General features: G+C 42.4%; 20 protein-coding genes, 3 tRNA genes and 1 pseudogene. 10 read left to right on the top strand and 14 right to left on the bottom strand.

The window, feature by feature from the left end:
• The first annotated feature begins 158 nt into the window (after nucleotides 1-158).
• On the top strand, nucleotides 159-530 hold the full coding sequence (locus DQQ01_RS13505) for a metal-dependent transcriptional regulator (protein ID WP_111920443.1): 372 nt from the start codon (nucleotides 159-161) through the stop codon (nucleotides 528-530).
• An 86-nt stretch (nucleotides 531-616) separates the two neighbouring features.
• Here DQQ01_RS13505 and DQQ01_RS13510 read toward each other — a convergent pair whose 3' ends face one another.
• The 3 genes from DQQ01_RS13510 to DQQ01_RS13520 form a co-directional block, all read right to left on the bottom strand.
• Entirely contained in the window at nucleotides 617-1711 is a 1095-nt protein-coding gene (locus tag DQQ01_RS13510; RefSeq protein ID WP_111920444.1) for a hypothetical protein, read from the bottom strand.
• A 194-nt stretch (nucleotides 1712-1905) separates the two neighbouring features.
• A complete protein-coding gene (locus DQQ01_RS16110; RefSeq protein ID WP_330407743.1) occupies nucleotides 1906-3507 on the bottom strand; it encodes a YhgE/Pip family protein in 1602 nt (533 codons plus the stop codon).
• 31 nt (nucleotides 3508-3538) lie between these two features.
• Nucleotides 3539-4894 (bottom strand): YhgE/Pip domain-containing protein, encoded by a 1356-nt coding sequence (locus DQQ01_RS13520; RefSeq protein WP_162624325.1) that lies wholly within the window; start codon nucleotides 4892-4894, stop codon nucleotides 3539-3541.
• Nucleotides 4895-5095: 201 nt separating this feature from the next.
• Here DQQ01_RS13520 and DQQ01_RS13525 point away from each other — a divergent pair, with 201 nt between their 5' ends.
• Entirely contained in the window at nucleotides 5096-5677 is a 582-nt protein-coding gene (locus DQQ01_RS13525; RefSeq protein WP_111920447.1) for a TetR/AcrR family transcriptional regulator, read from the top strand.
• 85 nt (nucleotides 5678-5762) lie between these two features.
• Here the strand turns inward: DQQ01_RS13525 and DQQ01_RS13530 are convergent, their stop codons facing one another.
• Both DQQ01_RS13530 and DQQ01_RS13535 read right to left on the bottom strand, forming a co-directional pair.
• A complete protein-coding gene (locus DQQ01_RS13530; protein ID WP_111920448.1) occupies nucleotides 5763-6356 on the bottom strand; it encodes a hypothetical protein in 594 nt (197 codons plus the stop codon).
• A gap of 48 nt (nucleotides 6357-6404) precedes the next feature.
• The gene (locus tag DQQ01_RS13535; protein WP_111920449.1) at nucleotides 6405-7106 is read right to left on the bottom strand and encodes a DUF975 family protein; all 702 of its coding nucleotides are present in this window, start codon (nucleotides 7104-7106) and stop codon (nucleotides 6405-6407) included.
• 247 nt (nucleotides 7107-7353) lie between these two features.
• Between DQQ01_RS13535 and DQQ01_RS13540 the strand changes: the two genes are divergently transcribed.
• A tRNA-Arg gene (locus tag DQQ01_RS13540) sits at nucleotides 7354-7427 on the top strand.
• 88 nt (nucleotides 7428-7515) lie between these two features.
• Nucleotides 7516-9207, top strand: coding sequence for an ABC-ATPase domain-containing protein (locus DQQ01_RS13545; protein ID WP_111920450.1), 1692 nt, complete (start codon nucleotides 7516-7518; stop codon nucleotides 9205-9207).
• Nucleotides 9208-9304: 97 nt separating this feature from the next.
• Here the strand turns inward: DQQ01_RS13545 and DQQ01_RS13550 are convergent, their stop codons facing one another.
• The 3 genes and pseudogenes from DQQ01_RS13550 to DQQ01_RS13560 form a co-directional block, all read right to left on the bottom strand.
• On the bottom strand, nucleotides 9305-10195 hold the full coding sequence (locus DQQ01_RS13550) for a carbohydrate ABC transporter permease (RefSeq protein WP_111920451.1): 891 nt from the start codon (nucleotides 10193-10195) through the stop codon (nucleotides 9305-9307).
• Nucleotides 10196-10205: 10 nt separating this feature from the next.
• Nucleotides 10206-11112, bottom strand: a pseudogene (locus DQQ01_RS13555) (ABC transporter permease).
• 23 nt (nucleotides 11113-11135) lie between these two features.
• Nucleotides 11136-12611, bottom strand: a complete 1476-nt coding sequence (locus DQQ01_RS13560) for an ABC transporter substrate-binding protein (RefSeq protein ID WP_111920957.1) — start codon at nucleotides 12609-12611, stop codon at nucleotides 11136-11138.
• A 237-nt stretch (nucleotides 12612-12848) separates the two neighbouring features.
• Here DQQ01_RS13560 and DQQ01_RS13565 point away from each other — a divergent pair, with 237 nt between their 5' ends.
• From DQQ01_RS13565 to DQQ01_RS16735, 3 genes are read left to right on the top strand one after another with little or no spacing between them, the layout of a single operon-like run.
• Nucleotides 12849-14591, top strand: coding sequence for a sensor histidine kinase (locus DQQ01_RS13565; protein ID WP_111920452.1), 1743 nt, complete (start codon nucleotides 12849-12851; stop codon nucleotides 14589-14591).
• A gap of 28 nt (nucleotides 14592-14619) precedes the next feature.
• Nucleotides 14620-15291: a response regulator gene (locus DQQ01_RS16730; protein ID WP_242980404.1), complete on the top strand. Its 672-nt coding sequence runs from the start codon at nucleotides 14620-14622 to the stop codon at nucleotides 15289-15291.
• Nucleotides 15230-16210 (top strand): helix-turn-helix domain-containing protein, encoded by a 981-nt coding sequence (locus DQQ01_RS16735; RefSeq protein ID WP_242980405.1) that lies wholly within the window; start codon nucleotides 15230-15232, stop codon nucleotides 16208-16210. Before DQQ01_RS16730 ends, DQQ01_RS16735 begins: the two co-directional genes overlap by 62 nt.
• A gap of 51 nt (nucleotides 16211-16261) precedes the next feature.
• Here the strand turns inward: DQQ01_RS16735 and DQQ01_RS13575 are convergent, their stop codons facing one another.
• Together DQQ01_RS13575 and DQQ01_RS13580 are read right to left on the bottom strand one after the other, a co-directional pair.
• Complete coding sequence (locus DQQ01_RS13575; protein WP_111920453.1) at nucleotides 16262-17599, bottom strand: glycoside hydrolase family 30 protein; 1338 nt, start codon at nucleotides 17597-17599, stop codon at nucleotides 16262-16264.
• A 93-nt stretch (nucleotides 17600-17692) separates the two neighbouring features.
• The gene (locus tag DQQ01_RS13580) at nucleotides 17693-18595 is read right to left on the bottom strand and encodes a DegV family protein (RefSeq protein WP_111920454.1); all 903 of its coding nucleotides are present in this window, start codon (nucleotides 18593-18595) and stop codon (nucleotides 17693-17695) included.
• A 132-nt stretch (nucleotides 18596-18727) separates the two neighbouring features.
• Between DQQ01_RS13580 and DQQ01_RS13585 the strand changes: the two genes are divergently transcribed.
• From DQQ01_RS13585 to DQQ01_RS13595, 3 genes are all read left to right on the top strand, one after another.
• Nucleotides 18728-19279 carry a TetR/AcrR family transcriptional regulator gene (locus DQQ01_RS13585; protein WP_111920455.1) on the top strand — a complete coding sequence of 184 codons (552 nt, stop codon included), beginning with the start codon at nucleotides 18728-18730 and terminating at the stop codon, nucleotides 19277-19279.
• Nucleotides 19280-19337: 58 nt separating this feature from the next.
• Nucleotides 19338-19419, top strand: a tRNA-Tyr gene (locus DQQ01_RS13590).
• Between the two features lie 13 nt (nucleotides 19420-19432).
• Nucleotides 19433-19519 (top strand) — tRNA-Leu (locus DQQ01_RS13595).
• Between the two features lie 223 nt (nucleotides 19520-19742).
• Here DQQ01_RS13595 and DQQ01_RS13600 read toward each other — a convergent pair.
• The 4 genes from DQQ01_RS13600 to tilS form a co-directional block, all read right to left on the bottom strand.
• Nucleotides 19743-21851 carry a glycoside hydrolase family 13 protein gene (locus tag DQQ01_RS13600; RefSeq protein WP_111920456.1) on the bottom strand — a complete coding sequence of 703 codons (2109 nt, stop codon included), beginning with the start codon at nucleotides 21849-21851 and terminating at the stop codon, nucleotides 19743-19745.
• Nucleotides 21852-22316: 465 nt separating this feature from the next.
• Complete coding sequence (ftsH, locus tag DQQ01_RS13610) at nucleotides 22317-24131, bottom strand: ATP-dependent zinc metalloprotease FtsH (protein ID WP_199797962.1); 1815 nt, start codon at nucleotides 24129-24131, stop codon at nucleotides 22317-22319.
• A gap of 25 nt (nucleotides 24132-24156) precedes the next feature.
• Entirely contained in the window at nucleotides 24157-24678 is a 522-nt protein-coding gene (hpt, locus tag DQQ01_RS13615) for a hypoxanthine phosphoribosyltransferase (protein ID WP_111920458.1), read from the bottom strand.
• Nucleotides 24671-26116 (bottom strand): tRNA lysidine(34) synthetase TilS, encoded by a 1446-nt coding sequence (tilS, locus tag DQQ01_RS13620; protein ID WP_111920459.1) that lies wholly within the window; start codon nucleotides 26114-26116, stop codon nucleotides 24671-24673. Before tilS ends, hpt begins: the two co-directional genes overlap by 8 nt.
• Nucleotides 26117-26122 lie beyond the last annotated feature (6 nt).

Genomic DNA, 26122 nt, shown 5'->3' on the forward strand with positions numbered 1-26122 from the left:
ACACTGTGCTTAGTGTAATACAAAAATACGGTAATGTAAACACGAAATTTATTTTACAGACATAGTCCGCCCACAAAAACTGACTTTTTCTGTTTGAACTCCCACCCGAAATATGCTATTCTGTTGATAATATATTTTGTTTGGGAGGAGCAATACATATGGAAATACACGAATCTGCCGAAAATTATCTGGAAACAATCCTGGTTATCGGAAAACGAAAACCCCAGGTGCGTTCTATTGATATTGCCAATGAACTTTCTTTCTCCAAGCCCAGCGTCAGCGTTGCTATGAAAAATCTCCGTGTAAACGGATACATAAATGTTGACCGGGAAGGCTTTATCACTCTGACAGAATCCGGACGTACCATTGCAGAAAAAATATATGAACGTCATGAGCTTTTAAGCGCCTGGCTGATCCATCTGGGCGTTAATCCGCAGACTGCTGCTGAAGACGCATGCCGTATGGAACACGTCATCAGCACAGAAAGCTTTCAGGCAATTAAGCGTCATACAGAAATGCACAAAAAATAATGTTATCCCTGTGTTATATATGGCTGCACAAAACAGTACACCAGATTCCTGTTTTGTACAGCCATATCCATACTCTTTCTTTTCCATTACCCCTTTTGTTTCTCTGTATCCTTTAAGAGTTCCAGTCTTTTTTGGAACATTTCCCAATATTCCGGGAAAAAGGAGAACAGTTCCTGTTTTATTTGTTTTCGCTGATTCAGTCCGATTTCTCTCACTGCCTTTTGTGCCGCCTCCCTCTGTGTCATTCGCTCTCCAAACCCGGTCTGGCAGTTGCTTCCTTCTATCTTATCGTATGCATGGAAGGCCTGATTAAAATCCATAAGCTTATGCAGGGACACTGGTTTATTCCTCTGATTCTCCACCAGAACTCCCCAGTTTCCCCAATGTCTGTCTGTATTTCCGGTCAGATAATCCAGAATATTCATCATGTAATAATTGTAGCTGTCCAGGGCTAAAACAGCTTCCCGCACACTGCCGCCATGATTCTGTATATAAATTTCAAAAGACTCCATAGATACTATGGAATACTCCTTTGACGTTATATTCCAGCTAAGTGTAACCGGCTCTTTATCAAAAAAGGCTTTTTCATATACCACCTGGCTGGCTGCAAAACATTGGCATATCTGACTTGCCAGCAATTCTCTTTCCACAGCCTCACGTCCTCCGTCTTTTAAAAGCACAAACCCTTCCTGCTTTCTCTGCCACGCCTTGGGAAATACTCCATTTGTAGACAGGTCTTTTGCCAGGTCCTCATTATTTACTGTATATTGTCTGCCTCTCAGAGCAATATCCATAAAAACATTATCCAGATGATTCTCATACAAATTAATTTCCCGAAAGGATACCTGTTCTCCCTTTTTCCTAACCCAGAAAACATCTGTAAGAGAGGCACACCTGTAAGACAACGCAATCTCTGCCCTGTCACGGTCTGTCACCGCCTGCTTCATACCAATGCTGTTTAAAATTTCCTTTGCATATTTTCGGTCAAGAGTCAAAACCCGGGTGGCACACCAATAATAAAAATTGGTAATGTTATTTACCAGAGTATCAATATCCTCTTCCTCTTCCAGATAAAGCGCATAGGGCATAAAATCTTCCCGATAAATTTTGCTGTGTCCTGCAGTGTCAATCTCTGCCGTTTTTTCGTTTTCGTGCATAATCTCATATATCTGTTTTTCCATCTGGCTCCCCTCTTTCCTATCTCAGAAGTCTTCCCATACTGTTTCTTCTCTATGCTTTCATTTCCTTTTATTCTAACATGTCATCGCCTGCTTTTCTATCCCCACTTCTTTTCTCAACGCATAAAAAATCCGCAAAGCTGCATCTGGATTTTCCCATTCCTGCTGCTCTGCGGATTTCTCTTCTTTTCTGTATGTTAGGCCAGTCCTTTTTCTTCCAGCCATTCATCTAAAGTATGTTTTTTTGCCTTGATTTTTCTTGCCCTTATCTGGAATTCCCAGATGGTAAGCGCTGTGAATATCACAAAAATCACTGCCAGGAAAATCATAGCCTCCTGTATGCTCTCTCCTCCTGAAATTGTGCTTCTGAATGCCTCTACCGTATAAGTAAACGGTACCCAGTCATGGAGATATGGTACAAAGGAGCCGGACAGTTCCAGAGGATACGTTCCTACAGAGCCTGCGAGCTGAATGACCATAAATACCAGCATCAGGAAACTTCCTACTTTACCGAAGGTATTGGTAAAGAAGTACATAATCGCCATAAAGGCAAGAGATGCCATACATGCCACTGCAAGGGTTTTTGCTGTTTCTACCGGTTCAAAACCATCGCATACATGCAGCATGAAGACCATAACAACGGCCTGCAAAACAGCAATCAGATACAATACTGATGCCTTACTTGCCCACCAGGCAATACCGGAGGTAAGCTTACCTGAATACTTTGTCAGCGGATACATAAGGCTGAAAGCAATGCAGCCCACCCAAAGTGCCACAGACATCATATAAGGCGCCATGGCATGCCCGTTGTTTTCTACGGTTGTAATCTGTGTTTCGTGAATATCCACAGGAGCGGCAAACATATCTACCGTATCCTCTCCTGTATTGGTTTCTTTTACTGTTTTTGCTCCGTCTGCCAGACTTTCCTCCAGTGTCTGACCTCCGTCTTTCACCTGCATAATTCCATCGCCAAGAGTCTGACTTCCTTCATAAAGCAGATTTGCACCTTCGCTGATTTGCTTTGCGCCATCACCTAACTGACTGCTGCCGCTTAACAAGGTTGTATTATTTGCTGTCAATTCTCCGGTTCCCTGTACCAAGGCGCCGGTTCCCTCTTTTAATTTCAGAGAACCGTCTGTCAGCTGACCTACCCCTGCAGTCAGAGTGGGAACGTTACCTGCCAGGGCCTGCACTCCATTGTTCAAATCCCTGCTTCCTGTCTGAAGAGTATGTAAACCTTCGTCCAAATCTGCCGCCCCGTCTTTCAGTACTTCTGTTCCCTGCTGTTTCAACTGCTGTCCACCTGCATTTGCAGTGTGAATTCCCTGTGTCAGTACGCCGGAAGCTTCTGCCAGCACAGAGGTTCCCTTCTTCACCTCTGAAACTCCTGCGGAAAGACTTCCTGTACCTGCACTTAGTTTTTCAATTCCCGGCTGAAGCTGACCGGTTACACCGGCCTTTAACTGTCCCAGTCCATAGCTGACGCCCTGATTCAGCTGTGTTTCTGCAGCAACTGTACCATCTATAATCTGCTGCAGTCCGGCAGACATTTCCTGTAGCTGCCCCTTCAATGTATCAGATAAAATGCCGGCTTCTGAAGGCGTCCCGGTCATTCCTGCGACAGTCTGTGAAAGTCCGGCTGCCCGTTCCATATTCTCTCCTGCCTGTGAAAGAGCTGCGCTGCTGTTGTTTAAAGCCTCTCCTGCTGCTGCAAGTCTTCCTGCCGCATCATCAGCCGCTGCTTTATTGCTCTGTGCTGCCGAAATTGCCTCATTGGCAATGGCTGCTACAGCGTCCATATCCTGGGCTTCCACAGCCTGACTGAGGGAATCATATAAATAAGAAACATCTGTACCTCCTGCTGCACCGGTATTTGCCGCTGCATAAGAGGCTGTTTCTGCACCTGCATAAGCGTTTCCGCTGCCTTCTGCAATCTGATTCAGCCTCTCCCTGAATCCCGGACACATCAAATCCCTGAACGCTTCCGGTATTCTGACTGCCCAGCATTCCCAGAAAGCTGTCAACCTTATCCTTCATGGACTGGGCTCCGGCACGAATCTGAGAAAAAGCCTCTGTATTTCCTGTCTGCAGCTGACTGCTGACAAAATCTGTACTGTCTGCCAGCTGCTTTGCTCCTGTCTGTAACTCCTCCAGACCTGCCTGCAGGCTTTCTGTTCCTGCCTGTACACTTCCCACACCGTTATCCAACTGTGCAGTCTGTGCCGGTAAGTTGGCAGTGGCTGCTTCCAGCTGCGCCAGCCCCTCATTTAGGGTCTGCAGATTGCTGTCCACCTGAGAGGCTCCGCTGCTTAAAGCTTCGCTTCCCTGTTTTGCTGCTTCTGCCCCATCTGCCAGACGGCTCGTTCCGTCCGAAAGTGCCGAAACTCCTGCTGTCAATGTAGGGAGCTGTCCATTTAACTGTACCAGCCCCTCCTTTAAGGCGGCTGCTCCGTTATCCAGTTCCTTTGCCCCGCTGCCAACTGTACTTACTCCGTCGACATAGGCTTTCAGCCCTTCTGTCAGAGTCTGGCTACCATCACGAAAGACAAGAGAACTGTCTGCCAGAGTTTTTAAATTTTCCGTAATGGTCTGATTGCCGTCCGCCAGTTCTTTGGCTCCTTCCTTTAAGGCTTTGGAACCGTCCGCTGCCTCCTGCATGCCATCTCCCACTTCCGCGATCTGGTCAAATACCGTTTCTGTATAAGTTTTAGTTACTTCCTCACGGATACTGCTTTCTATCTTTTCCATAGCGGTTCCACTCATCTTTGAAGCAATATAGTTTGTACCCGGATTGGTATCATAGGAAAGCTCCATTTTCTGCGGATTTTCATCCGTCAAAGTTGCCGCATTAGAAGAAAAGTTCTCCGGTATGGTGATAACCATATAATAGGTTCCATCCTTCAGGCCTTCCCTTGCTGCAGACGCATCTGTGAAGTGAAAATCCAGAGAAGCATCTTCTTTTAAGTTTTCCACCATTTGGTTTCCAACATCTAATTTTTTCCCTTCATAGACCACTGGTCTGTCTTCATTGACCACAGCCACCGGCAGCTTATCCACATTGCCATAGGGATCCCACATAGAGCCAAGAAAAAGCGTTGTATAAATTGTCGGGATTGCAATCACTGCAACCACTACCAGCAGCATCAGCTTGTTGTTCAAAAGCTTTTTCCATTCTCGCTTAAGCATGTTCTTATCTCCTTTCGTATCTAGACCAAACATAGTTTAATAGATATTGTGTTGATTATTTTTTCACGTTACATTATACTAAAGGAAAAATAAAGTGACAACCATTAATAGAACTGCTCTTCGTCTATTAATGGACATACAGCATTTTTTTGTCTATATTTTATATTTTTTTAAGATTCTGAAAAGACAGGAGGATTTATTATGGCTGAAAAAACAGACCGGCGCGTGAGAAAGACAAAAGCCCAGCTCAGACTTGGGCTTGCCAGACTCATGAAGCAGAAAAGCATTAAGGAAATCACAGTAAAGGAACTGGTAAATGAGGTCGATATCAATCGTTCTACCTTTTATCTGCACTATACGGATATTTATGACCTGCTTCATTCTATTGAAGACGAACTCACCAGAGAAATCCGGGATACCTTTCACACTCACCCGGTAAGCCCTTTCACAGAAGACAGCCTTCCTTTTGTGGAAGATATTTTCCGTATTCTGGCTGAAAATAAAGATATCTGCAACGCACTATTCGGTCCTAACGGAGATATCGCCTTTATTCACAGAATTGAAAACCTGATTTCCGCACACAGCCTCAACGTTCTGCGGGAAACCTTTCCCGATAATATCGAAGAACTGAAGTATTCGTATTCCTTCTGCCTTACCGGGTGCATAGGCTTAATTAAAACCTGGCTCACATCTGATACCAATGAGTCGCCTCAGGAAATGGCTGAAATTGCTTTTAAGCTGATTATCAATGCAGTAAAAACCTTTTACCCTCAGCCTGCGTAAAAATAATCACATAAAAAGAGGTCGTCGCATATTCCTGATTGCCATTTTATGCGACGGCCTCTGTATTCTCTATTCTTTCTTTTCCTTATTCCTCTTCTTTTGTCATTTTTGCAGCCAGCTTTTTCTTAATTCCATTCATCCCCTGGTAAGTTTCTGCCAAACTCTGCTGCGTCTTGTTAATCACATTTACATATTCTGCAATCTTATACTGCACCTCAGAAACAGCCTGATGAACCGCCTCATAGTCTGCCTGAGAACCAATCTGACGCTCTGCTTCCTTCCATTTTTCCCGCAGTGTCTGATTTTCTCCTCTCAAACGCAGAATTTCTCTTGCCAGCTTATCTTTTAACATCTGCTTTTCATTATCTGTGCGCACATATTCCTCATAGGCATCTTTCCATTTTGTTTCCATTTTATCCAGGGCTTCCTGAAGCCGTTGATTTTCTTCCTCCAGCCTTGTAAGTTTCTGTTCCTGTTCTTCAGCCAACTGAGAGCTGTTTGTTTCTTCCTGACGTAAAAGCCCCTCCAGCTCCTGAATCTTTGCCTGATAACCGGCAGCTTCTTCTTCCTTCTCCTTTTTCAGGCGGAAAATTTCTTCATTGGTATTTTCTACATATTCAATAACATCATCTTTTTTGTAGCCTCCTACAGAGCTACGGAAATTTAATTCCTGTTCCATGGTTCTTCTCCCCTTTATATTTCTTTTAAAATATTCCCCTTACATCGTCTATTCTGTTCTCGTATCCTGTCCTGACCCCGAATTTTGCTTTTGCAGCCAGTCATCTCTTAACACTGCATAAAGCTCTGCCTCTGTTGCATAGTAGTATGGGAAACTCCAGAAAATTCCTGCAAGTCCACAGGTAAATACTGCCAGCAAATCCCACCCCAGGAAGGAAAGCTGAAGACAAAAAGCGTCAAACTTCTGATTTCTCATCATCTGTCTGGAAATAGCAAAGGCGTCTTCCTGTCTGATGTCCGGCTGTTCTGCCAGAATATAAGGAACCATCATATATTCATAGGTTTTAACAATCCCCGGAATAATAAACAGCAATGTCCAGAGAAAAATCTTCAGGTTCATCAAAAACATAACCCACACAACATTTCCGTAATGAGAACCCTGAAATCCAAACAAAATCTTCGATACCGGTGCATTATAATCTCTGTTTTCCACAAAGAAACGGCAGCCTCCCACAGTAAATACATTCCAGAGAAAAATACCAAGCAGAATAGAAAGAATACTTACGCCGATCACAACGCCCCATTCAATAAAATAGTATTCCTCGTCCCCAACACGTTCCATAGCCGTTACAACACCTGAAAGCAACATCAGAATTATACTCATAAGTACACAGGAACCATAATTTCCTCTGAATGCTTCTTTTGCCTTTGTTTTCAGTTCCAGTCTGCTCCAATTCGCTCCATATTCCATACCACACCCTCCTTTTTCTTTTCTGCTGAAAAGGAATCCCGTAAATTCACTTTAATGTCAGAAAATTCTCTCGTTCTACTTTTTTTAGTATTATATTATTATATATTACTACAGTTTCTGTAAACTTTCCACAATATTCACTCCAAAAAAAATAAATATTTTTTTCAAAAAAGTGTTGACATTTCTCTCTCTTTACCGTATAATCAATTTTGTTGCTGAGGAACACAGATGACAAACAGTAACAAATGTGCGTTTAGCTCAGCTGGATAGAGCGTTTGGCTACGGACCAAAAGGTCGGGGGTTCGAATCCTCTAACGCACGTAAACCTTATATCTTCGGATATAAGGTTTTTTTGTTTTTACCGAAATTTTCCTGTGCAGCACATATTCACTTTGAAAGGAGTTTTCCTATGTTTACTTCATCTCATTTAAGACAGCAGCTCTCTTCTATTAACAGAAAAAGCTATCCTGCCTACAAAACTTTAAAGGGCACCTATGATTTCGGAGATTATCAGCTCTGTATTGACCATGTGCAGGGAGATCCCTTTGCCTCTCCCTCTCACATCAGTATCCGAATTTCCAGAAAGCTTGCAGGCTTCCCGGACTTCTGCCTGGCTTCCCGGGAAACCTGTATTGCGCTTCAGGACTATCTTCTTCGAAAATTTGAGGAGCAAATTGCTTCCTATAGCTTCAAAGCAAAAGGTTCAGGCAAAAGCGGTCTGATTTCCACCACGCACTGCGGACAGGAAATTCTGGAACGCACTGCCTGTCAGATTACTGCAAAAGAACTGATTGTGCGTTTTACTGTAGGATTTCCTGCAAACGGCAGAACCATCAATGCCTTTGAACTGGAAAAAATCTTTTTTGATTTTCTTCCTATATGTATACAGAAAGCTCTGTATTATAAAAATCTGAATAAGAAATCTGTAGAAGAGGTTATTTTCCTGGCAGAAGACCAGATGTTTGTCCGAAAAGAGCTGGAAAAGCGAAATCTTGCCGCCTTTGTCGCTGATGGTGCGATTCTGCCCAGACAGAGCGGCGTATCTCAAAAGCCCATGAAAAACAGCATACCTTTTACCTCTCCTGCCTCTCTGAAAACAGAGCTTTTCCTTCCTCACAGGGGCAAACTTACCGGTATGGGAATTCCAAAAGGCATTACTCTGATTGCAGGCGGTGGCTATCACGGCAAATCCACGCTTTTAAATGCACTGGAAACAGGTGTATATAACCACATTTTGGGAGATGGCAGAGAATATGTTATCACAGACAGCACAGCCTTAAAGCTACGCTCAGAGGACGGCAGATTCATTAAAGATGTGGATATTTCTCTGTTTATTAATGACCTGCCGAACAAAAAAGACACCCACTGCTTCTCTACCCTGGACGCCAGCGGCAGCACCTCCCAGGCAGCAGGAATTGTAGAGGGCATGGAAGCAGGCACAAAGCTTCTTCTTTTAGATGAGGATACCTCTGCCACCAACTTTATGGTACGGGATACCTTTATACAGCAGGTTATCAGCCGGGATAAGGAACCCATTACCCCGTTTCTGGAACGCGCCCGGGATTTGTACAGCAAGGCCGGCATTTCCACCATTCTGGTTGCCGGAAGTTCAGGCGCTTTCTTCCACATTGCAGACACGGTCATTCAAATGGACAGTTATAAAGCGCTGGATATTACAGAAAAAGTAAAAAAACTGTGTGCCGAATATCCCCTCCTTCCTTCCCCGGCTCCTGTCTTTTCCATGCCAAATTTCCGGCGTACTATGACAGCTCCTGCAATAAAGAGAGACGCCTATAAAGAATTAAAGCTAAAAAAACAAGGGAAAGATTCCTTTTCCATTGGAAAGGAAAACGTGGATTTGCGGTATATCGAACAGCTTGTAGATTCCGAGCAGACAGCCGCTCTTGGAGAATTGCTCCGCTATGCCAGAGAACATCTCATTGACAACAAAAAGACCGTTTCCCAAGTCATTGAGCTTTTAGAAGAAAAGCTGAAAAAAGAGGGACTTGCCGGTATCTGCAGCAGTTCTTATACCCCCTGCGGGCTTGCCATGCCAAGACGCCAGGAAATTTATTCCTGCTTTAACCGGTATCGGAGATAAGGCAGAAAATACTTCTCTTCTCTAAAATAATTGGGAATATTTATACCTCTCCCCAAAACCGGTTCGTATAAATATTCCCAATATTTTTTTAATCTTTTTATCCTTTTACTGCTCCCAGCGCAATTCCTTTTGTAAAATATTTCTGTAAAAACGGATACAGACACAAAATTGGCAGCATGGCTACAAATGCAATTGCCATACGCACAGACGCTGAAGGGATATCCGCAATCGCTGTAGTGGAAGCTCCCGATGCATTCTGCGTCAATGCTGTAAGGTCTGTAATCATTTTATTCAGTAAATTTTGAATTCCGTACAATTGTGTATCTCTTATGTAGTACAAACCATTTGTCCAGTCATTCCAGTATCCCAATCCGGAAAGTAATCCCATAGCTACCAGAATCGGCTTTCCCAGAGGAAGCACAATTTTGCCGAAAATCTGAAACTGGCTTGCCCCGTCAATCTGAGCCGCCTCAAACAGCGCATCTGGAATGCTGTTTGCAAAGAAAGTACGAATCAGCATGACATTCATGGCACTCATAAGAAATCCCGGTACAATATATGCCAAAAGCGTATTGTTAATATGAAAAATCCCGGTATACATCAGATAAGTAGGTACCAGTCCGCCATTAAACAACATGGTAAAAAATATGTAGAAGCTGAGAATTCTTCTTCCCGGTAAATTTTTCAGGGACAGCGGATATGCCAGAAGCGCTGACATCGCCAGATTAATCGCTGTTCCCACTACAGTTACAAAAATCGTAATTCCATATGCCCGAAATACATTTGATGCATTATCCACAATAAATCCATATGCATCTAAACTGAATTCCTTTGGAAAAAAGGAATATCCATCTCTTACCAGCGCTGTTTCAGAAGTAATCGAAGACATAAACAGCAGGATAAAAGGAAGCACAATACAAACTGTCACAAAAATCATGACTGTATGCGCCAGTATTTCAAATCTTTTTGCACTTTTACTCCGTACCATAATCCGCCTCCTAAAACATTGCATTTTCAGGGCTTATCTTTTTCACCAGAAGATTTGCCCCCATAACACAGATAAATCCTACAATAGACTGATAAAAGCCTGCCGCTGATGCCATTCCAATATTACCGGACTGCAAAAGAGCTCTGTAAACATAGGTATCAATAACATTCGTTGCATTATAAAGCTGACCGGAGTTTTGTGTCACCTGATAAAACAGACCAAAATCGGAATAGAAAATTCTTCCTACATTTAAAAAGTGTCAATGTAATAATTGACGGCATAATAGACGGCAACGTAATGTAACGAATCTGTTTCCATTTTGATGCTCCGTCTAATTCCGCAGCTTCATAAAAGGACGGATCAATACCGGATATGCTGGAAATATAAATCAGGCAGCCATATCCCACACCTTTCCATGTATTTACAATAATCAGAATCAGAGGCCAATATTTAGGCTCCGTATACCAGGATATGGGTTCTTTCCCCAGCAGGGGAAGAATGGTTTTATTCAGCATGCCATTCTCCCCGCTGAAAAAAGCAAAGGTAATATAACTGACAATTACAATAGACATCAGAAACGGCAGTAAAATTGCACTCTGATAAACGGTTTTGCATTTTTTGTTTTTAATATCACAGATAAAAATAGCAAAAGCAACACCCAATACCAGGTTTATCACAATAAATGCAAGATTATACAACAACGTGTTTCTGGTAATTGTCCATGCGTCCTGAAACAGATAGGTAAAATTATCAAAGCCTGTCCAGGGACTTCCGAAAATTCCGTCAACTACATTATAATTTTTAAATGCTACAACCAGTCCTGCCATAGGCATATAGTTATTTATGAAAAGATATACCAGCCCTGGCAGCATCATCAAATACAGCGGCGCCCATTTTTTCAGCTTTGCTTTTTTCATCATTCATCTCTCTTTTCTACTTTTCATTTTCTGCCCAGCCATTTATCCAGCTGCTCCTGCTTTGTCTGAATTACTTTATCAATTCCCGCTTTCTCCAGTTCTTCAAGGAATTTGGGAAGCACTTCATCTGGATTTACAGAACCGGATCCAAGAGCTGCTGCATACTGTGCTTTTACATTACTCAGAGCTGCCAGTTCATTTGTCACGCCTGTAGAATCATAAGTAAATCCAAATGCCTTTGATTTTAATGCGCTTTCATTCATAACTTTTGTTTCTTTCCAGATGTCAGGGCTGTCACCTTCCCAGATATACATCTCAAACTGATTGAAAAGCTGCCAGCCTTCTGCCAGATGATAGGTGTTTGTATCATCTTTTCCTTCCGGATAACCGATAATATTGTTTTCTTCGTCTTTTACCTCATAATCTACGCCCTCTTCTCCCCAGTTCAGAAGGTTCAGCACATCTTTGTTTCCATACATGTAATCCAGACACTGCATTGCTTTATCTTTGTCTGTACAACTGGAGCTGATGCCGTACGTCAGGAAAGAAATCTGTGCCGTTCCTGCCCATGGCTCTGACAATGGCGCAATTGCCATTTCTGTTCCGCAAAGAAGCTCTGCTCTTGTATCATATCCAGGTTTGTTTGGTGCAAAATAAGAAAAGGCAGCACCTGCTTTTACCTGATTTTCAACACCTTCTGTGGTTGTGGCAGCATCTTTTGATAAATATCCTTTTTGTTGCCAGTCATACATGGTTTCTACAAATTCTCTGTATTCATCTGTTGCATAATAGTTTTCGACTGTTGTTTCCTGTCCCTGGTTCATCAGAACACCAAAGCCGTCGGTAAGAGTATCTACCATTTCATACTTCGTGTCCGGGGTCGTACTGTTATTGCTTGCCATCATAGTCATATCCGGATACTTTTCTTTTACTTTTGCAAACACATCGGTCAAATCCTGATATGTTTTAATGGTAGATGGGTCAATCTGACACTCCTCTAAAATGTCCTTACGCATAATTGCAGAACTCTGGCAGAACCACTCTCTTCCTGTTGTAACACCATATACATAACCACCGATATTGGCTGCTTTTGCCGTATCTCCCAAAAGTGCATTAATATTCTTTCCGTACTTATCCAGATATTCAGATAAATCTATAACCTGTTTTGCATTCACCATGGAGTTCGCCTGGTCTACCAGAATCGGAACAATATCCATTTTCTCTCCTCCTGATAAAATCAACTTCATGGTTTCTGCATAAGCTCCCCAGCTGATAGGCTCTAAATCAATTTCCATGTTAATATCTTTTTTCATGATTTCATTGATTTTCTTTTCGATTCTTTCCGTATCTTCTTTTTTGTCACCAACATAAGCCATTGTTACCGTATAAGTTTCGTCAGAAGAACCCTTCTTCCCTTCTGACTTTCCGCTTCCACATGCGGTCAGACAAGTGGTCGCCATTGCTGCTGCCAAAACAACTGCTAAAATTTTCCTTTTCATTTTATTCACCTCATATACTTTTTTTGTGCGGTCCGCTTTTATGCTTCTATTATACCTTTTTCTCTGTCTTCTTATAGAAAAATACAGACTTCCTGTTTCTAAAAATCCGATTTTTCTTTTCTTTTTTTCCTTCAACAGGTCGGTTTTGTTTCAACAGAAAGTCGGAATCTTATTATCATTTTGTCGGAAATTTGCTATAATTATTTTACAAACAATCGTTCGGAGGGAAAATCAAAAATGAGAAGAAAGCACCGCACAAACAGACACTCCATTGATTATATCATAAAAATTTTACTGATTTTTTTGCTTCCAGTCGTCCTTTTGGACAGTATTATCAGCATTTATGTCATTCATTCCATGCGGAGTCAAACGGTACAGACATTACAGGATACCACCTCCCTATACATATCCCAGATTGATACCGCACATATTTCTATCAATAAATATCTGATACGCCGTCTTACAGAAAGCGATGATTTTAAAACCGTTTTAGAAACAGATAATAAACTGGAACTCCTTCACACATTTGAAAAGGTTCACCGAGATGTGGATACATTTATGGAATCTTTTGAAGAAGGTTATCAAATTTTCATCTATAATAAAGAAAACCAGAGATTTCTTCGTCCAACAGCTGTTTACCAGGACTTAACAGCAAAGGAAGCAGAGGAATTAGATGCTGCGCTGATTTCCTACATGAATCATCATAATGCCCTGCCTTCTTATTCCGATTCCTGGGAGATTTTAAAGCTGAAATCTGATATTTATTTCTTTAAAATTTTTCATTCCGGTGATAATTTCGTCGGCTGTTTTATTTCTGCTAAAAACATTGTGAAACCGCTGAAACAGGTGGACCTGGGAAAAGACGGCTTCGTTGCCCTCGCTTCTCCGGAAGGACATCTTCTTACACAGACAGACAAACTTAAAACACAGCAGCTTTCCTTCCCGAAAGGAGATGCAGACTCTGATGTCCCCTTAGTTTCTGTACAAGGCTCCTATCTCATAATCAGTGGCGCTCTGACCATGGGCAGCTTCCACCCACTGATTATATTAAACAAAATGCAGGCATATGAACAGGTTATTGTTATTCAGTTCATTCTTGCCGGCGCAGTTTTGCTGGTAGCCATTATTTTATTCAGCTCCATGCTCTATATGCAGCAAAAGGTACTGCGCCCGATTAAAGCCTTTTCAGAAAATCTGTCCCGATTTGATGATTCCACAGAGATTATGGATTTTAAGGACACACAGCTTCTGGAACTGGAACAGGCAAACCTACAGTTTAAAAATCTCATGCGCCAGATTAAGAAACTGAAAATCGATATTTACGAAAAAGAACTGGAAAAACAAAAAACTTTTACGAGCTATCTTCAGTTGCAGATACGCCCGCACTTTTTCTTAAACTGTCTGAATACCATTTATAGCATGGCACAGACCCAGCTTTATGAAGAAATTATGGAAATGTCCATGATTACTTCAAACTATTTTCGTTACATTTTTCAAAATCCTCAGGATTTTGTGCTGTTACAGGAAGAAGTAAAACACATTGAAGACTATATGAAAATTCAAAAATTAAGATACGGAGATGGATTTGACTACAGAATTTATACCGAAAAAGGCACGGAACATGTTCGAATTCTCCCTATTTTAATTCAAACCTTTATTGAAAACTCTGTAAAGCATGCCGCTACCTCAGATGAACCAATCGTTGTAAAAACCGAAATACACTGGTCAGGCGCTGCAGAGAACCCACACAAAAATATTCAGATTCAGATTACCGATACCGGAAGCGGATTCCCGGAAGACGTCCTTTATGACTTAAATCATGCACAGTCACTGGAACCAGTAAACGGACACAGGATTGGAATTACAAACGCCATCAAACGCCTGAAACTTTTCTATGAAAAGGATACGGCGGCAATTACTTTTTCCAACCTTCCCCAGGGCGGCGCCTGTGTTACAATTCTGCTTCCTGCCAATATATAGATGACGGTTTCAAAGGAGGATTTCTAATATGAACGTGTTATTAGTAGATGATGACCGCTTTGTCATTGCGGCCCTGAAGAAAAAAATAGACTGGAATGCACTGCACATTTCTCATGTTTATACAGCCTGTAATGTAAAACAGGCACAAAATATTATAAACGAGCAGGAAATTCAAATCTGTGTCTGCGACATTGAAATGCCGGGACAAAGCGGTCTGGATTTGCTGTCCTGGGTAAGAGATTCCAAAATGGATATCCTTTTTATCTTTCTTACCAGCTATGCGGACTTTAACTACGCGCAAAAGGCACTTTCTCTTTCTACCATGGACTACCTGCTGAAACCTGTAGATTTCGGACAATTATTTCATATTTTGGCAAAAGCGGCAGACAAGGTAAACGAAGAGGCGAACTGGAACAAAACCTGTACAGAGAGCAAGCACTGGGTCACAAATCAGCAGGCTGTTACGGATTTATTCTGGCGGGATTTGTTTTTTAATCCCATGCTAAAGGAAGCTTCCGTACTGGAGCATAAGATGACTCAAAAAGCCCTCCCTTATGAGCCCACCCATAAATTCGTTCCGATTCTATTTAAAATTTATCCTTCCACAGAATTACAAAAGGAAATGGGAAGTTCTACCATTGATTTTTCTTTTTCGGAATATAGCCACAGAAACCCTGCAAAATTCCTTTATCTTATATGAAGGAATTGTTACCTTACAACATTTTGAATACATGCTGATTATCGGAAATGTTTGCTTTGAAGATGTAAGAACGCCTCTCCTAAACTGTCTGAAGCTTTTATTTCAAAACATTGACAGATTTTTACACTGTGAGATATCCTGCTGTCTTTCAGAGGAGGTTCCGCTATTCCGGCTTCCGGACATTCTGCAACCCCTTAGAACCATGAGAGAAAATAACTTAAGTCAGACAAACACACCTTTGCTGTTAAGCAGCTATATCCATCGGGAGATTCCTTACACCCCTCCCTCTCTGGATATCATACAGACCTTTTTAGAGCAAAAGAATCTCTCTGCTGCCTTAAAAAACATAAAAACCTATTTAAGCCAGCTTTCTGCCAAAAAAATGCTGAATAAAGAAATCCTGCTTCGCCTTCGTCTGGATATGGAACAGGTTGTGTTCTCCTTTTTGCAAAATAACGGTATCGAGGCACACATACTTTTCGGCACGGAAGAAACCAGTCTTCTCATTGCTCATGCCTGTGAATCCCCCCTGTATATGGAGCAGTATCTTTCTTATCTGCTGACCAGAGCCATTGACTACAGCAGTTTCATTAAGGAAGAACATTCTGTAATTGATTTGATTTTAAACTATATTCACCAGCATTATGCAGAAGACATCACCAGAACAACACTGTCCGACCTTGTTTATCTGAATCCGGATTATATGGCTCGCCTTTTCAAAAAACAAACGCAAAAATCTATTGTGAACTACATCACGGAATATCGGATAGAAAAAGCAAAAGAACTTTTAAACAGTCCTGACATTCCTGTTGCAACCGTAGCCTCTAAGGTGGGATATGGAAACTATTCCTATTTTTCAAAGCTCTTTAAAGATGTAACCAGCTATACGCCAAATGAATACCGCAAGCTGTGTCATTAAAACAAAAAAGAGGGAAGAAGTTGTTTTTTCGCATCTTCTTCCCCCTTTTTCCTATTTTAAAATTCCGGTGGTAATAGATTCCGGATATAAAAGCACTTCTGCCAGTTTTCCCTGTATTCTGATATTTACAGGCAAAATTTCCCCGGTTTTGTTCAACAACACGGTAATAATTTCTCCATTTGGATTTTCATAGGCAGTTACATCAATTCCTTCGGCATATTTACTATACCCAATTCTCACTGCCCCTGTATGAATATAATGAGAAAAATGTTCAAAATGCTGTTGTATCAGCTGAGGCATCAGTTTTTTCTGAACCGTATCATAGAGAAACGGCGCATGACAGAAGTTTCCTACATGGTTTGGTCCGCCCTTTTCATCTAACAAAAGGTTCCAGTCATAAAAAGCCGTCATTCCGTGGTTTAAATCCCCGATAATTTCATGGGACAAGTTTAAGGCGCCATGGATAACATCTTCTTCCGCAAATTTACTGTATTCAATACAGCTTTCTGAAATAATCATTTTTTTATCCGGAAATTTGTTTCTCACCAGCTCTAAGGCTTCAAAATGGTCGCCGCTGTACCAGTGAAATGCAATTCCGGCTACCATATCCCTGGTAGTTGAATCCACAATTTCGTTGATTCGCTCATACACTCTTTCTTTATTGTGATCCCAGATAAAAATTTCCACATGCTCCAGTCCATGCTCTTTCAATGCAGGATACATAAAATCCCGTAAAAATTCCTTTTCTTCTGCTGCTGTATAAATACAGGAGTCCCATGTTTGCACAGCCTTTGGTTCATTCTGCAAGGACATTCTCTGTACCTGAAAACCTCTTTTTTCAAATTCCAAAATATATCTGCAAATATAATCCGCCCACAGTTTTCTATACTCCGGTTTTAAAGAACCTCCAAAGGTTCTCTGCCCGTTTGTTTTCATAAATGCCGGCGGGGACCATGGAGAAAGCATAATCTTCAGCGGTTTTCCGGCCGCTTTTTGTGCGTCCTGCAGCATTGGAAGAATATATTTTTCCGTTCTGGAAAAAGAAAAAGAACGCAGTTCCGTATCTTTTTCATCTGACATTGCTTCGTACATTTCCGTAGAAAAATCACAACTATCCATATGGATTCTTACAAGGCCATATTTCATTCTTTCCGGTGAAAAATAAGTTTCCATCAGCTGCTTCTTCTGCGCTTCATTCATCAGAGAATATACATATGCGGCAGCATCTGTGACAGCTCCGCCAAATCCCTCTATTTTTTCAAACTTCACCTCCGGATACAGATTCACTACCTGGTTTTCTGCTCCCGGGTCTTCCTTCAGATTAATTACCTGATGAAATTGTTCCTTCCAGCTCCCTGTGCCATATGTGGTAAATACTTCGAGTTCCATAATAACCTCCCGATTCTTTATTTACCTACAGTCTAGCATATCCGGTTAAAAATGTAAGAAACATTTCAGACTTCTTTCTATTACTTTTCTGACTCAATTTTCTATTTTACATTTTTTCAAAATCCCCACACCCAACGGATATGGTCCTGTATGCACGCCAATGGTTGCCCCTATCTGGATTTCCTCCCACTGTTCTATCTCATAGCCTCTCTTTTTAAGATCCGTCTTCAGTTCCTCTTTAAAGGTCTGATATTCCGGCACGTCCAATCCTTCCCCTGTTATCAGCATATAATCCTCCAGACAGATTTTTTCCTGCTCTACATACGAGAAAAACTTTTCAATAATCTTGTGAAGGGATTTCTTTCTGCCCCTGCAAAGCTCTGTAGGACCTAACTCTCTGTCATAAAACTGGAGAATGGGTTTTATATTGAGCATGCTCCCTGCAAGACACGCCGCTTTTCCGATTCTTCCGCCATGCTCCAGATATTTCAAATCCTTTGTTGTAAAGAAAATATGTCCTGTACTGCGGATTTGTTCTAATGCCGGCAGCGCCTCGTCAAGCTCTAATTCTGCATTTCTAAGACGTACAGCCTCTTTTACCAGCAGCCCCTGAAGACCTGTAACCAGCTGAGAATCCAGTATTTCAATTCTGGCGTTTGGAAACTCTTCCTCCACCTCTGCCTTTGCATTCACTGCCGCCTGCATAGAACCACTAAAGGTTTGTGTCAGACAAATACATAACACCGGAATTTCTTTTTCTGCAAAAGAACGAAAAGCATCTATATAGTCCTGCACAGAAGGCATAGAGGTCTTTGGATAGCATTCCGGATTGTCTGCCATCTTCTGATAAAATTCTGTAATTTTCGCTTCTTTTCCTTCTTTTAAATAATGTTCTCCATCAAAAGATACATAAAAAGGAACTACGGAAACCTGTTCCTGCTCCACATAAGACTCTGCTAAGTCGCATGAGCTGTCACTGATGATTGCAAATTTCATTTTTCGACCTTTCTTGCTTTCCCGGCAAAATTTTGTTATTCTTTGTATATAGTTAATGTGACGATTGTAACACCAAATCTTTTTCAAAACAATAAGTATACTTTAAACTGTTACAAAAAGGAGTTTTTGTTCATGAAAACCTCACCTGCTTCAAAAGAATTTACCCGGGACTGCCTTATGGACGCATTGCTGCAGCTTATGCAGAAACAGGATTACAACTCCATCAGCATTACTGACCTGACCAGCCGGGCCGGTGTATCCCGCATGTCCTATTACCGCCACTACAAATCCAAGGACGACATTCTCATTGATTATATGTACCGCATTGTCCGGGAATATGCTGCTGAATTTTCCGGTTCTTCCTTTCTCTCTGACTTTCAGAGCTACGAGCATATTCTCTACAGTCTGAAGTACCTGAAAAAATATAAAGACTATGTGCTGTGCCTGAAAAAAGCAAACCGGGCAGAAATTTTGCTAAAGGGACTGGACATGTACATGCTTTCTGTTACCGGTTCAGAACAGGGAACAGCCTTGGATAAATATCAGCTTTATTACTATTCCGGCGCTCTTTATAATCTCTACATGCACTGGATTGAAGATGGTATGGAGGAAAAGCCGGAAACCATTGCTGCTCTTATCTGCGACCAGCTGAAAAATCACAGGTTTCATGACAAAAAATCCTAAAAACCACTTGCAATTTTATTGATGTGTGATATAATTCTAATGGTCGAAAAATTGATATGGGCGATTTCCCGAGTGGCCAAAGGGGACAGACTGTAAATCTGCTGGCAACGCCTTCGGTGGTTCGAATCCACCATCGCCCATCAATCACCAAATGCCGCAGTGGCGGAACAGGCAGACGCACAGGACTTAAAATCCTGCGGGACTTATACTCCCGTACCGGTTCGATTCCGGTCTGCGGCATTCTTAAAAACCAGGAAAAATGTTGTTTTACAACTTTTCTTCTGGTTTTATTTTATTTTGAAATAATCACTATTTTAAGATATTATTCTTCAGACTTCTATTCTTTTGTATCCATATCTTCTATATCGCTTTTTTATAACTTACCCGACTCTTTATTTCTCCCCACAACAAAACAGGCAGAAAAACCATGACCCGCCATGATTTTCCTGCCTCTTCTTTCTCTCTATTCCAGCACACACCGCACCATGATTGCCCCATGAGCCGGCACTTCCAGATGAAGCACCCCTGCCTTACACTCGTGAATTTTCTTTACCGGACTGTACCCAAAGTCACCAGTCACCATAAGCTGCTTAAATTTCACAGTTCTTGTTCTCGGAATTCCCAATTCCCACACTGTCAGTTCCACCATTTTCGTTTCATTGGTATTATTCAGCGTAATCACCATTTTCTCTGTTTCCGTAAACCGTCCATAGCTCAACTGCTGATAATCATTGGCAAGAAATTTCAAAGAACCTGTAACCAGTTCTCTGTTTTCCCTGTGAATCTTTATCATCTCCCTGTGATAAGCAATCAGTTCCTGATCCTCTCTGCCCCATGGATAGGTTCTCCGGTTGTCCGGGTCTGTAAAACCACAAAGTCCGGCCTCATCTCCATAATAAATGGTAGGCGCACCCGGCCAGGTCATCTGAATGGCAACCGCCTCCCGAAATACCGCCTTATTCACACCGATCTGGGCCGCTTCACTTCCCAGAGTTCCCACACGTCCTACCTTGTGATTGGTTCTGGTAAGAAAACGGGAATGGTCGTGATTGGAAAGCTCATTCATGGCAGTCATAAGAGAAGGACCGTAAAAGCTTGCCATATGATATTTCATGGCGCCAATAAAACTGTCGCTGTTTCCATACATGCCTTCATTGTACTCGTCGCTGTGCTTTTCCATACCGGTCAAAAACCAGGTCACAGGCTCCATAAACGCATCATAATTCATGACTGTATCCCACTGGTCGCCTTCCAGCCATGGCTTTGCATCTCCATAATGCTCTGCCAGAATAATGGCATTTGGATTTGCCTCCTTCACATTTTTTCTGAAGTCCCTCCAGAACTGGTGATTGTACTCATCGCTGTGTCCCAAATCCGCTGCCACATCAAGGCGCCAGCCGTCTGCATTATACGGCGGAGAAACCCATTTTCTGCCTACATGCATAATATACTCATACAAGTCCCTGGATTCCTCATAATTCAGCTTCGGCAGGGTCGCATGTCCCCACCAGCCGTCATAATCCTGATTATAAGGCCAGCCATTGGGATTATTAAAGCGGAAGAAAGAGCGATAAGGGCTGTCTGCGGACACATAAGCGCCCTTTTCATATCCCTGCTGGTTCTCATAAATTTTCTCCCTGTCCAGCCACTTATTAAAAGAACCGCAATGGTTAAACACGCCGTCCAGAATCACCTTCATACCTCTTTTGTGAATCTCTTCTACAAGTTCTGCAAAAAAAGCATTGCTGGCCTCCAGATTATCCTTGTCCGTTACCCGGCGGATATAGCGGGTGGCATGGGAATTGTCCTTATCCCAGTCTGCCAGCGTATCCCCTCCGTCACTGACAATTTTCCCATAATGTGGATCAATATAATCATAGTCCTGAATATCGTATTTGTGATTGGAAGGAGATACAAACAGAGGATTAAAATAAATAACCTCCACGCCTAAGTCCTGCAGATAGTCCAGCTTATCCATAACTCCCTGCAGATCTCCTCCATAGAAATCCCGGACGTCCATAGCCTGAGGCGGACGGTTCCAATCCTCTATTTTCTGTACCTTTTCATTAATATAGCAGTATTCCCCTGTTACCACGTCATTGGCAGGATCCCCATTGCAGAACCGGTCTGTAAAAATCTGATACATAACCGCTCCCTTTGCCCAGTCCGGTGTTCGAAAACCTGGCACAATTCCAAAGGAGTAATGCTCGTCAATTTCTCTGGTAATTCCTGCCTGATTGTAATAGCAGCGAAATTTTCCGGAAATAATCTCAAAAAAATAACGGATTGATTCATTTTGTAATTCTATATCTGTTCCATAATAATCAAAACCGTCTTTTGTCTTTATCAGCTTCATCTGCCGCTTCTTCTCTCCTGATACCAGATACACTGCGTCCACGTTGTTCGCTTTTGTACGGATACGAATATTCACGGTATCCCCTGCCTCCGGTTCTGCCGGTGTCCGGTAATGCTCTGTTTCATCGCTGAACACCGCACGTTTATTAAAAGCGGAACGCATATTTGCTACATATTCCTGAATCTTTTTCGTTTCTGCCAGATTTTTGTAATCCATACCGAATCCTCTCTATCCTCATGCAAAACATTTAAGTATTTCCTGATTTGCCGAATTTCTGTCATGTCTTTATTTTATCCCACCCACCTTTTATATACAACTACTTTTTCCTGAAAATGGCACATTTCCCGGACTTTTCTGTATAACGGAATAATTCATCAACGACACAATTCCGTTCCGCCACAGTGCGCTCCTCCGGAGAATTTTACGTTATAAGAAAGCAAATTTCCTATAACGTAAAAACGCCAATCTTTCGACTGGCGTTTTTGGAGAAGGTATTTCTTCTTATGGGGTGTAGCAAAAACTATATAATGTATTGGGGGGTTTTTACAGTTATTATAATACCATGAAGCCCGGGAAAAGTCTGCACAATCTTCTTTTTTTTTGAAAGTCTTTTTTGACCATTTTGAACATAGCAAAAACTTTTCATTTTTTATTTTTTCCAGTATCCTGCACAAAACCCTCTTAAAATAAAGCTTCAAACTCTTCTCTGCCGATTTTCTCCTTTTCAATCAGAAGATTTGCACACCTGTGCAGAACGTCCTCATGCTCTTTTAAAATTTCCTTTGCTTTTGCATAGGACTCGTCAATAATCCGCTTCACTTCGCTGTCAATGAGTGCAGCAGTTTCTTCCGCATAATTCCGGGTATGCGCCAGATCTCTTCCAATAAATACCTCATCTTCGTCACTACCGTAGTGAATCATACCCACCTTATCAGACATCCCGTACTGTGTTACCATAGCTCTGGCCATCTGAGATGCCTGCTTAATATCCTGAGAAGCTCCTGTTGTAATATCATCAAAAATCAGCTCCTCTGCAATCCGTCCGCCCAGGGACACTACTATATTCTCCAACATTTTTTTTCTGCTGTTAAACATTTCGTCTTTTCCCGGCAGCGGCATGGTATAGCCTGCCGCACCGATTCCCGTGGGAATAATGGAAATGGTATGCACAGGCTCCATTTCCGGAAGCACATGGAATAAAATTGCGTGACCTGCTTCATGATAAGCTGTAATTTTCTTTTCTTTTTCGGAAATCACCCGGCTTTTCTTTTCTGCACCAATTCCGGTCTTAATAAATGCCCGGCGGATATCACTCTGGTTAATAAAGTATCTGCCGTCCTTTGCTGTGAGAATCGCTGCCTCATTCATCAGGTTTTCCAGATCCGCACCTGTATATCCGGCTGTGGTCCTTGCCACCTCTTCTAAATCCACATCTTCTCCCAAAGGCTTTTTAGCTGCATGCACCTTTAAAATCTCTTCTCTTCCCTTAATATCCGGTCTTCCCACACCGACCTTGCGGTCAAAGCGTCCCGGTCGCAGGATTGCCGGATCCAGAATATCTACACGGTTGGTTGCTGACATAACAATAATACCTTCATTGACACCAAATCCGTCCATTTCCACCAGAAGCTGGTTTAAGGTCTGCTCTCTCTCGTCATGTCCACCGCCCATGCCAGTACCTCTCCTTCTGGCAACTGCATCAATCTCATCAATAAAAATAATACAGGGCGCATTTTTCTTTGCCTCTTCGAATAAATCCCTGACTCTGGAAGCTCCCACACCCACAAACATTTCTACAAAATCAGAACCTGAAATAGAGAAAAAAGGAACCCCAGCTTCTCCTGCCACAGCTTTTGCCAAAAGAGTTTTACCTGTTCCCGGAGGGCCCACCAAAAGCACACCCTTTGGAATTCTGGCTCCCACCTTTACATATTTTTGCGGCTCCTTCAAAAAGTCCACAATTTCCTCCAACTCTTCCTTTTCTTCCTGCAGGCCGGCAACCTCTTTAAAGGTCACTTTCTTATCCGCATCTGTAGACATTTTTGCCCGGCTCTTGCCGAAATTCATCATTTTGGCATTGCTCCCGCCTCCTGACATCTGACGGTTCATCATACCAAACATGAAGAAAACCAGAAGACCGGTGAGCAGCAGAGGCATCACAGAAGTGAGAAAAACACTATCTCTCGGTACATCTCCCACTTTCACAGAGATATCTTCTCCGGATTCCTCTATCTTTTCCTGCACTTCCTTTACATCAAGAGCTGTAAACTCTCTTTCCTCGCCTGTTTTCAGACGCACCAGTACCTTTCCTGTAGGCACTTCTTTATTCGGGCGGATAAACACCTCTGTCACCTGGCTGTCCTCCATTGCCTGGTCCAGTGCTTCCATGGTATAGTCATTCCTCTCGGTAAAGCGGCTGACTAACATTCCTCCCACACACAGTACCACCAGCAAAAACAGCAGAGGTGTTATCCAGCTTCTTGACTGCTTCTCCACCTTGTTGTTTCTCCTTTCCAACCTCTTACAGTTCTACAACTCCGATATATGGCAGATTTCTGTATTTCTGCGCATAATCCAATCCATATCCCACTACAAATTCATCTGGAATATTAAAGCATACATAATCCACCTTTACGTCTTTGACTCTGCGTTCCGGTTTGTCCAGAAGGGTACACAGACGCAGGCTCTTTGGATTTCTCTGTTTCAGAATTTCAATCAGATGGCTGAGGGTACGTCCGGAGTCAATAATATCCTCCACAATCAGCACGTCCTTACCTTCAATGGTTTCGTCCAGATCCTTTACAATCCGAACCACACCGCTGGAGCTGGTATCATCTCCATAGCTGGATACAGACATAAAGTCCATACTTACCGGCACAGAAATTCTCTTTGCCAGCTCACATGTAAAAAACACGCCGCCCTTTAACACACAGATTAAATGTACGCTTTTTCCCTGGTAATCCCTGCTGATCTGTTCTCCGATTTCGCGGATTTTACGGTCTACTTCTTCCTCGCTCAATAACTGACGGATTTTTTCACTCATCTTTGTTTACTCCTTTTACCTGTACTTTTAATACTTGTTTTGTCTGACTGGTAACTTTATAATATTCGCTGATACGGTATCCCACAATCCACAAAATATGAGAACCGTCTGCCAGAAGAGTCAGGCTTTCCCTTTTCTCCCTTGGTATTTTACAGTCAATAAAATAGTCCTTCAGCTTTTTTCTTCCTCCCTGTGCATTTACAGTGAAAAAATCACCGCTTCTGCGGTGTCTGACTTCCAGACTACTCTTTATTTTATCATAATCAAACCATTTCGTATATGTTTTTTCCTCAATTTGCCCCATTTCCCATGGAAGCACCTGAAATTCCATAGGAAAAAGCGGGTTCTCTTGCTGCCTTTTATGTGTAATATGAACCGCTCCATACACCTGGCTGGCAAAAAGCCCTCCCGTAAGAGAAATAGAAGCGCCTGTGCGCCCTTTTGCAAGAGCCAGAACCTCCTGTATATGTGCGGACGTAAGGTTCCTGCGTCCGCCTGCAGCCTGTGCCAGCACATTCATCACCACATAGGACTGCATAAGCTCCTTTTCTCCAAAAAGCTCCTTTTTGATACAATATCCCTCTTCCAAAGGCTCCACATAGGCTTTATACAGTGTATCTGCCTGTTCCTGCAAATATTCCTCAATGAGCAGCATGTTCTGAGCTGTCTGTCCCATATGCTGCACAGCCGCCGGATTCAACATTTCCAACATTGGTATCAACTGATGCCGGATTTTATTTCTGGTATACTCCAGTTCCAGATTGGTACTGTCTGTTATCCAGGAAAGTTGCTTTTCTGTTAAAAACTCTTCAATTTCTCTTCTGGAAACACACAGAAGGGGGCGAATATACCGAAGCCTTCCACTTGTAAAATCTGCTGTCCGCACTGGCCGGATTCCCCCAAGGCCTGCTGCCCCAGTTCCCCGAATCAGATTGTGGAGCATGGTTTCTGCATTGTCATTCTCATGATGCGCCAGGGCAATTTGAATCCTTCCGTTGAAAGCTGTATGCTCTGCTGAGCATGCTTTTTCGCCGTATTTGGGAACAGTTTCTGCCGCCTGCCCGTCCCTGCCTTCCTGCAGTTCTTCTGCCAGCTTTAAAAATGCCGCCCTTCTGGCATTTCGTCCCGCCTCCTCTAAGGACAGCTTTTCTTTAGCTGCCATACACGGTACATTAAACTCATATGCACGAAAGGGAATTTGAAAACGCTGGCACAGTTCCCTGGAAAATGCCTCATCTCTTTTTGCCTCTGCTCCCCGTATTCCATGATTCACATGCAGTCCGTAAAGCTGGAAGTTCCTCCTCTTCTGATATTGCTTTAACAAAAACAACAGGCACACCGAATCTGCACCGCCGGAAAGTCCGACAATCACCTGGCTGCCCGTTTCTATCATGTTGTATTTCTCTATATAGGAAAACACCTTTTCTTCCATGTTCATTGCTCT

It is taken from the genome of Blautia argi (assembly GCF_003287895.1).
Classification (GTDB): Bacteria; Bacillota; Clostridia; order Lachnospirales; family Lachnospiraceae; genus Blautia; species Blautia argi.

Coding starts and splice junctions, on each gene's coding strand:
- DQQ01_RS13505 (WP_111920443.1), top strand. CDS start 159: ATGGAAATACACGAATCTGCCGAAAATTATCTGGAAACAATCCTGGTT.
- DQQ01_RS13510 (WP_111920444.1), bottom strand. CDS start 1,711: ATGGAAAAACAGATATATGAGATTATGCACGAAAACGAAAAAACGGCA.
- DQQ01_RS16110 (WP_330407743.1), bottom strand. CDS start 3,507: ATGGACGCTGTAGCAGCCATTGCCAATGAGGCAATTTCGGCAGCACAG.
- DQQ01_RS13520 (WP_162624325.1), bottom strand. CDS start 4,894: ATGCTTAAGCGAGAATGGAAAAAGCTTTTGAACAACAAGCTGATGCTG.
- DQQ01_RS13525 (WP_111920447.1), top strand. CDS start 5,096: ATGGCTGAAAAAACAGACCGGCGCGTGAGAAAGACAAAAGCCCAGCTC.
- DQQ01_RS13530 (WP_111920448.1), bottom strand. CDS start 6,356: ATGGAACAGGAATTAAATTTCCGTAGCTCTGTAGGAGGCTACAAAAAA.
- DQQ01_RS13535 (WP_111920449.1), bottom strand. CDS start 7,106: ATGGAATATGGAGCGAATTGGAGCAGACTGGAACTGAAAACAAAGGCA.
- DQQ01_RS13545 (WP_111920450.1), top strand. CDS start 7,516: ATGTTTACTTCATCTCATTTAAGACAGCAGCTCTCTTCTATTAACAGA.
- DQQ01_RS13550 (WP_111920451.1), bottom strand. CDS start 10,195: ATGGTACGGAGTAAAAGTGCAAAAAGATTTGAAATACTGGCGCATACA.
- DQQ01_RS13560 (WP_111920957.1), bottom strand. CDS start 12,611: ATGAAAAGGAAAATTTTAGCAGTTGTTTTGGCAGCAGCAATGGCGACC.
- DQQ01_RS13565 (WP_111920452.1), top strand. CDS start 12,849: ATGAGAAGAAAGCACCGCACAAACAGACACTCCATTGATTATATCATA.
- DQQ01_RS16730 (WP_242980404.1), top strand. CDS start 14,620: ATGAACGTGTTATTAGTAGATGATGACCGCTTTGTCATTGCGGCCCTG.
- DQQ01_RS13575 (WP_111920453.1), bottom strand. CDS start 17,599: ATGGAACTCGAAGTATTTACCACATATGGCACAGGGAGCTGGAAGGAA.
- DQQ01_RS13580 (WP_111920454.1), bottom strand. CDS start 18,595: ATGAAATTTGCAATCATCAGTGACAGCTCATGCGACTTAGCAGAGTCT.
- DQQ01_RS13585 (WP_111920455.1), top strand. CDS start 18,728: ATGAAAACCTCACCTGCTTCAAAAGAATTTACCCGGGACTGCCTTATG.
- DQQ01_RS13600 (WP_111920456.1), bottom strand. CDS start 21,851: ATGGATTACAAAAATCTGGCAGAAACGAAAAAGATTCAGGAATATGTA.
- hpt (WP_111920458.1), bottom strand. CDS start 24,678: ATGAGTGAAAAAATCCGTCAGTTATTGAGCGAGGAAGAAGTAGACCGT.
- tilS (WP_111920459.1), bottom strand. CDS start 26,116: ATGAACATGGAAGAAAAGGTGTTTTCCTATATAGAGAAATACAACATG.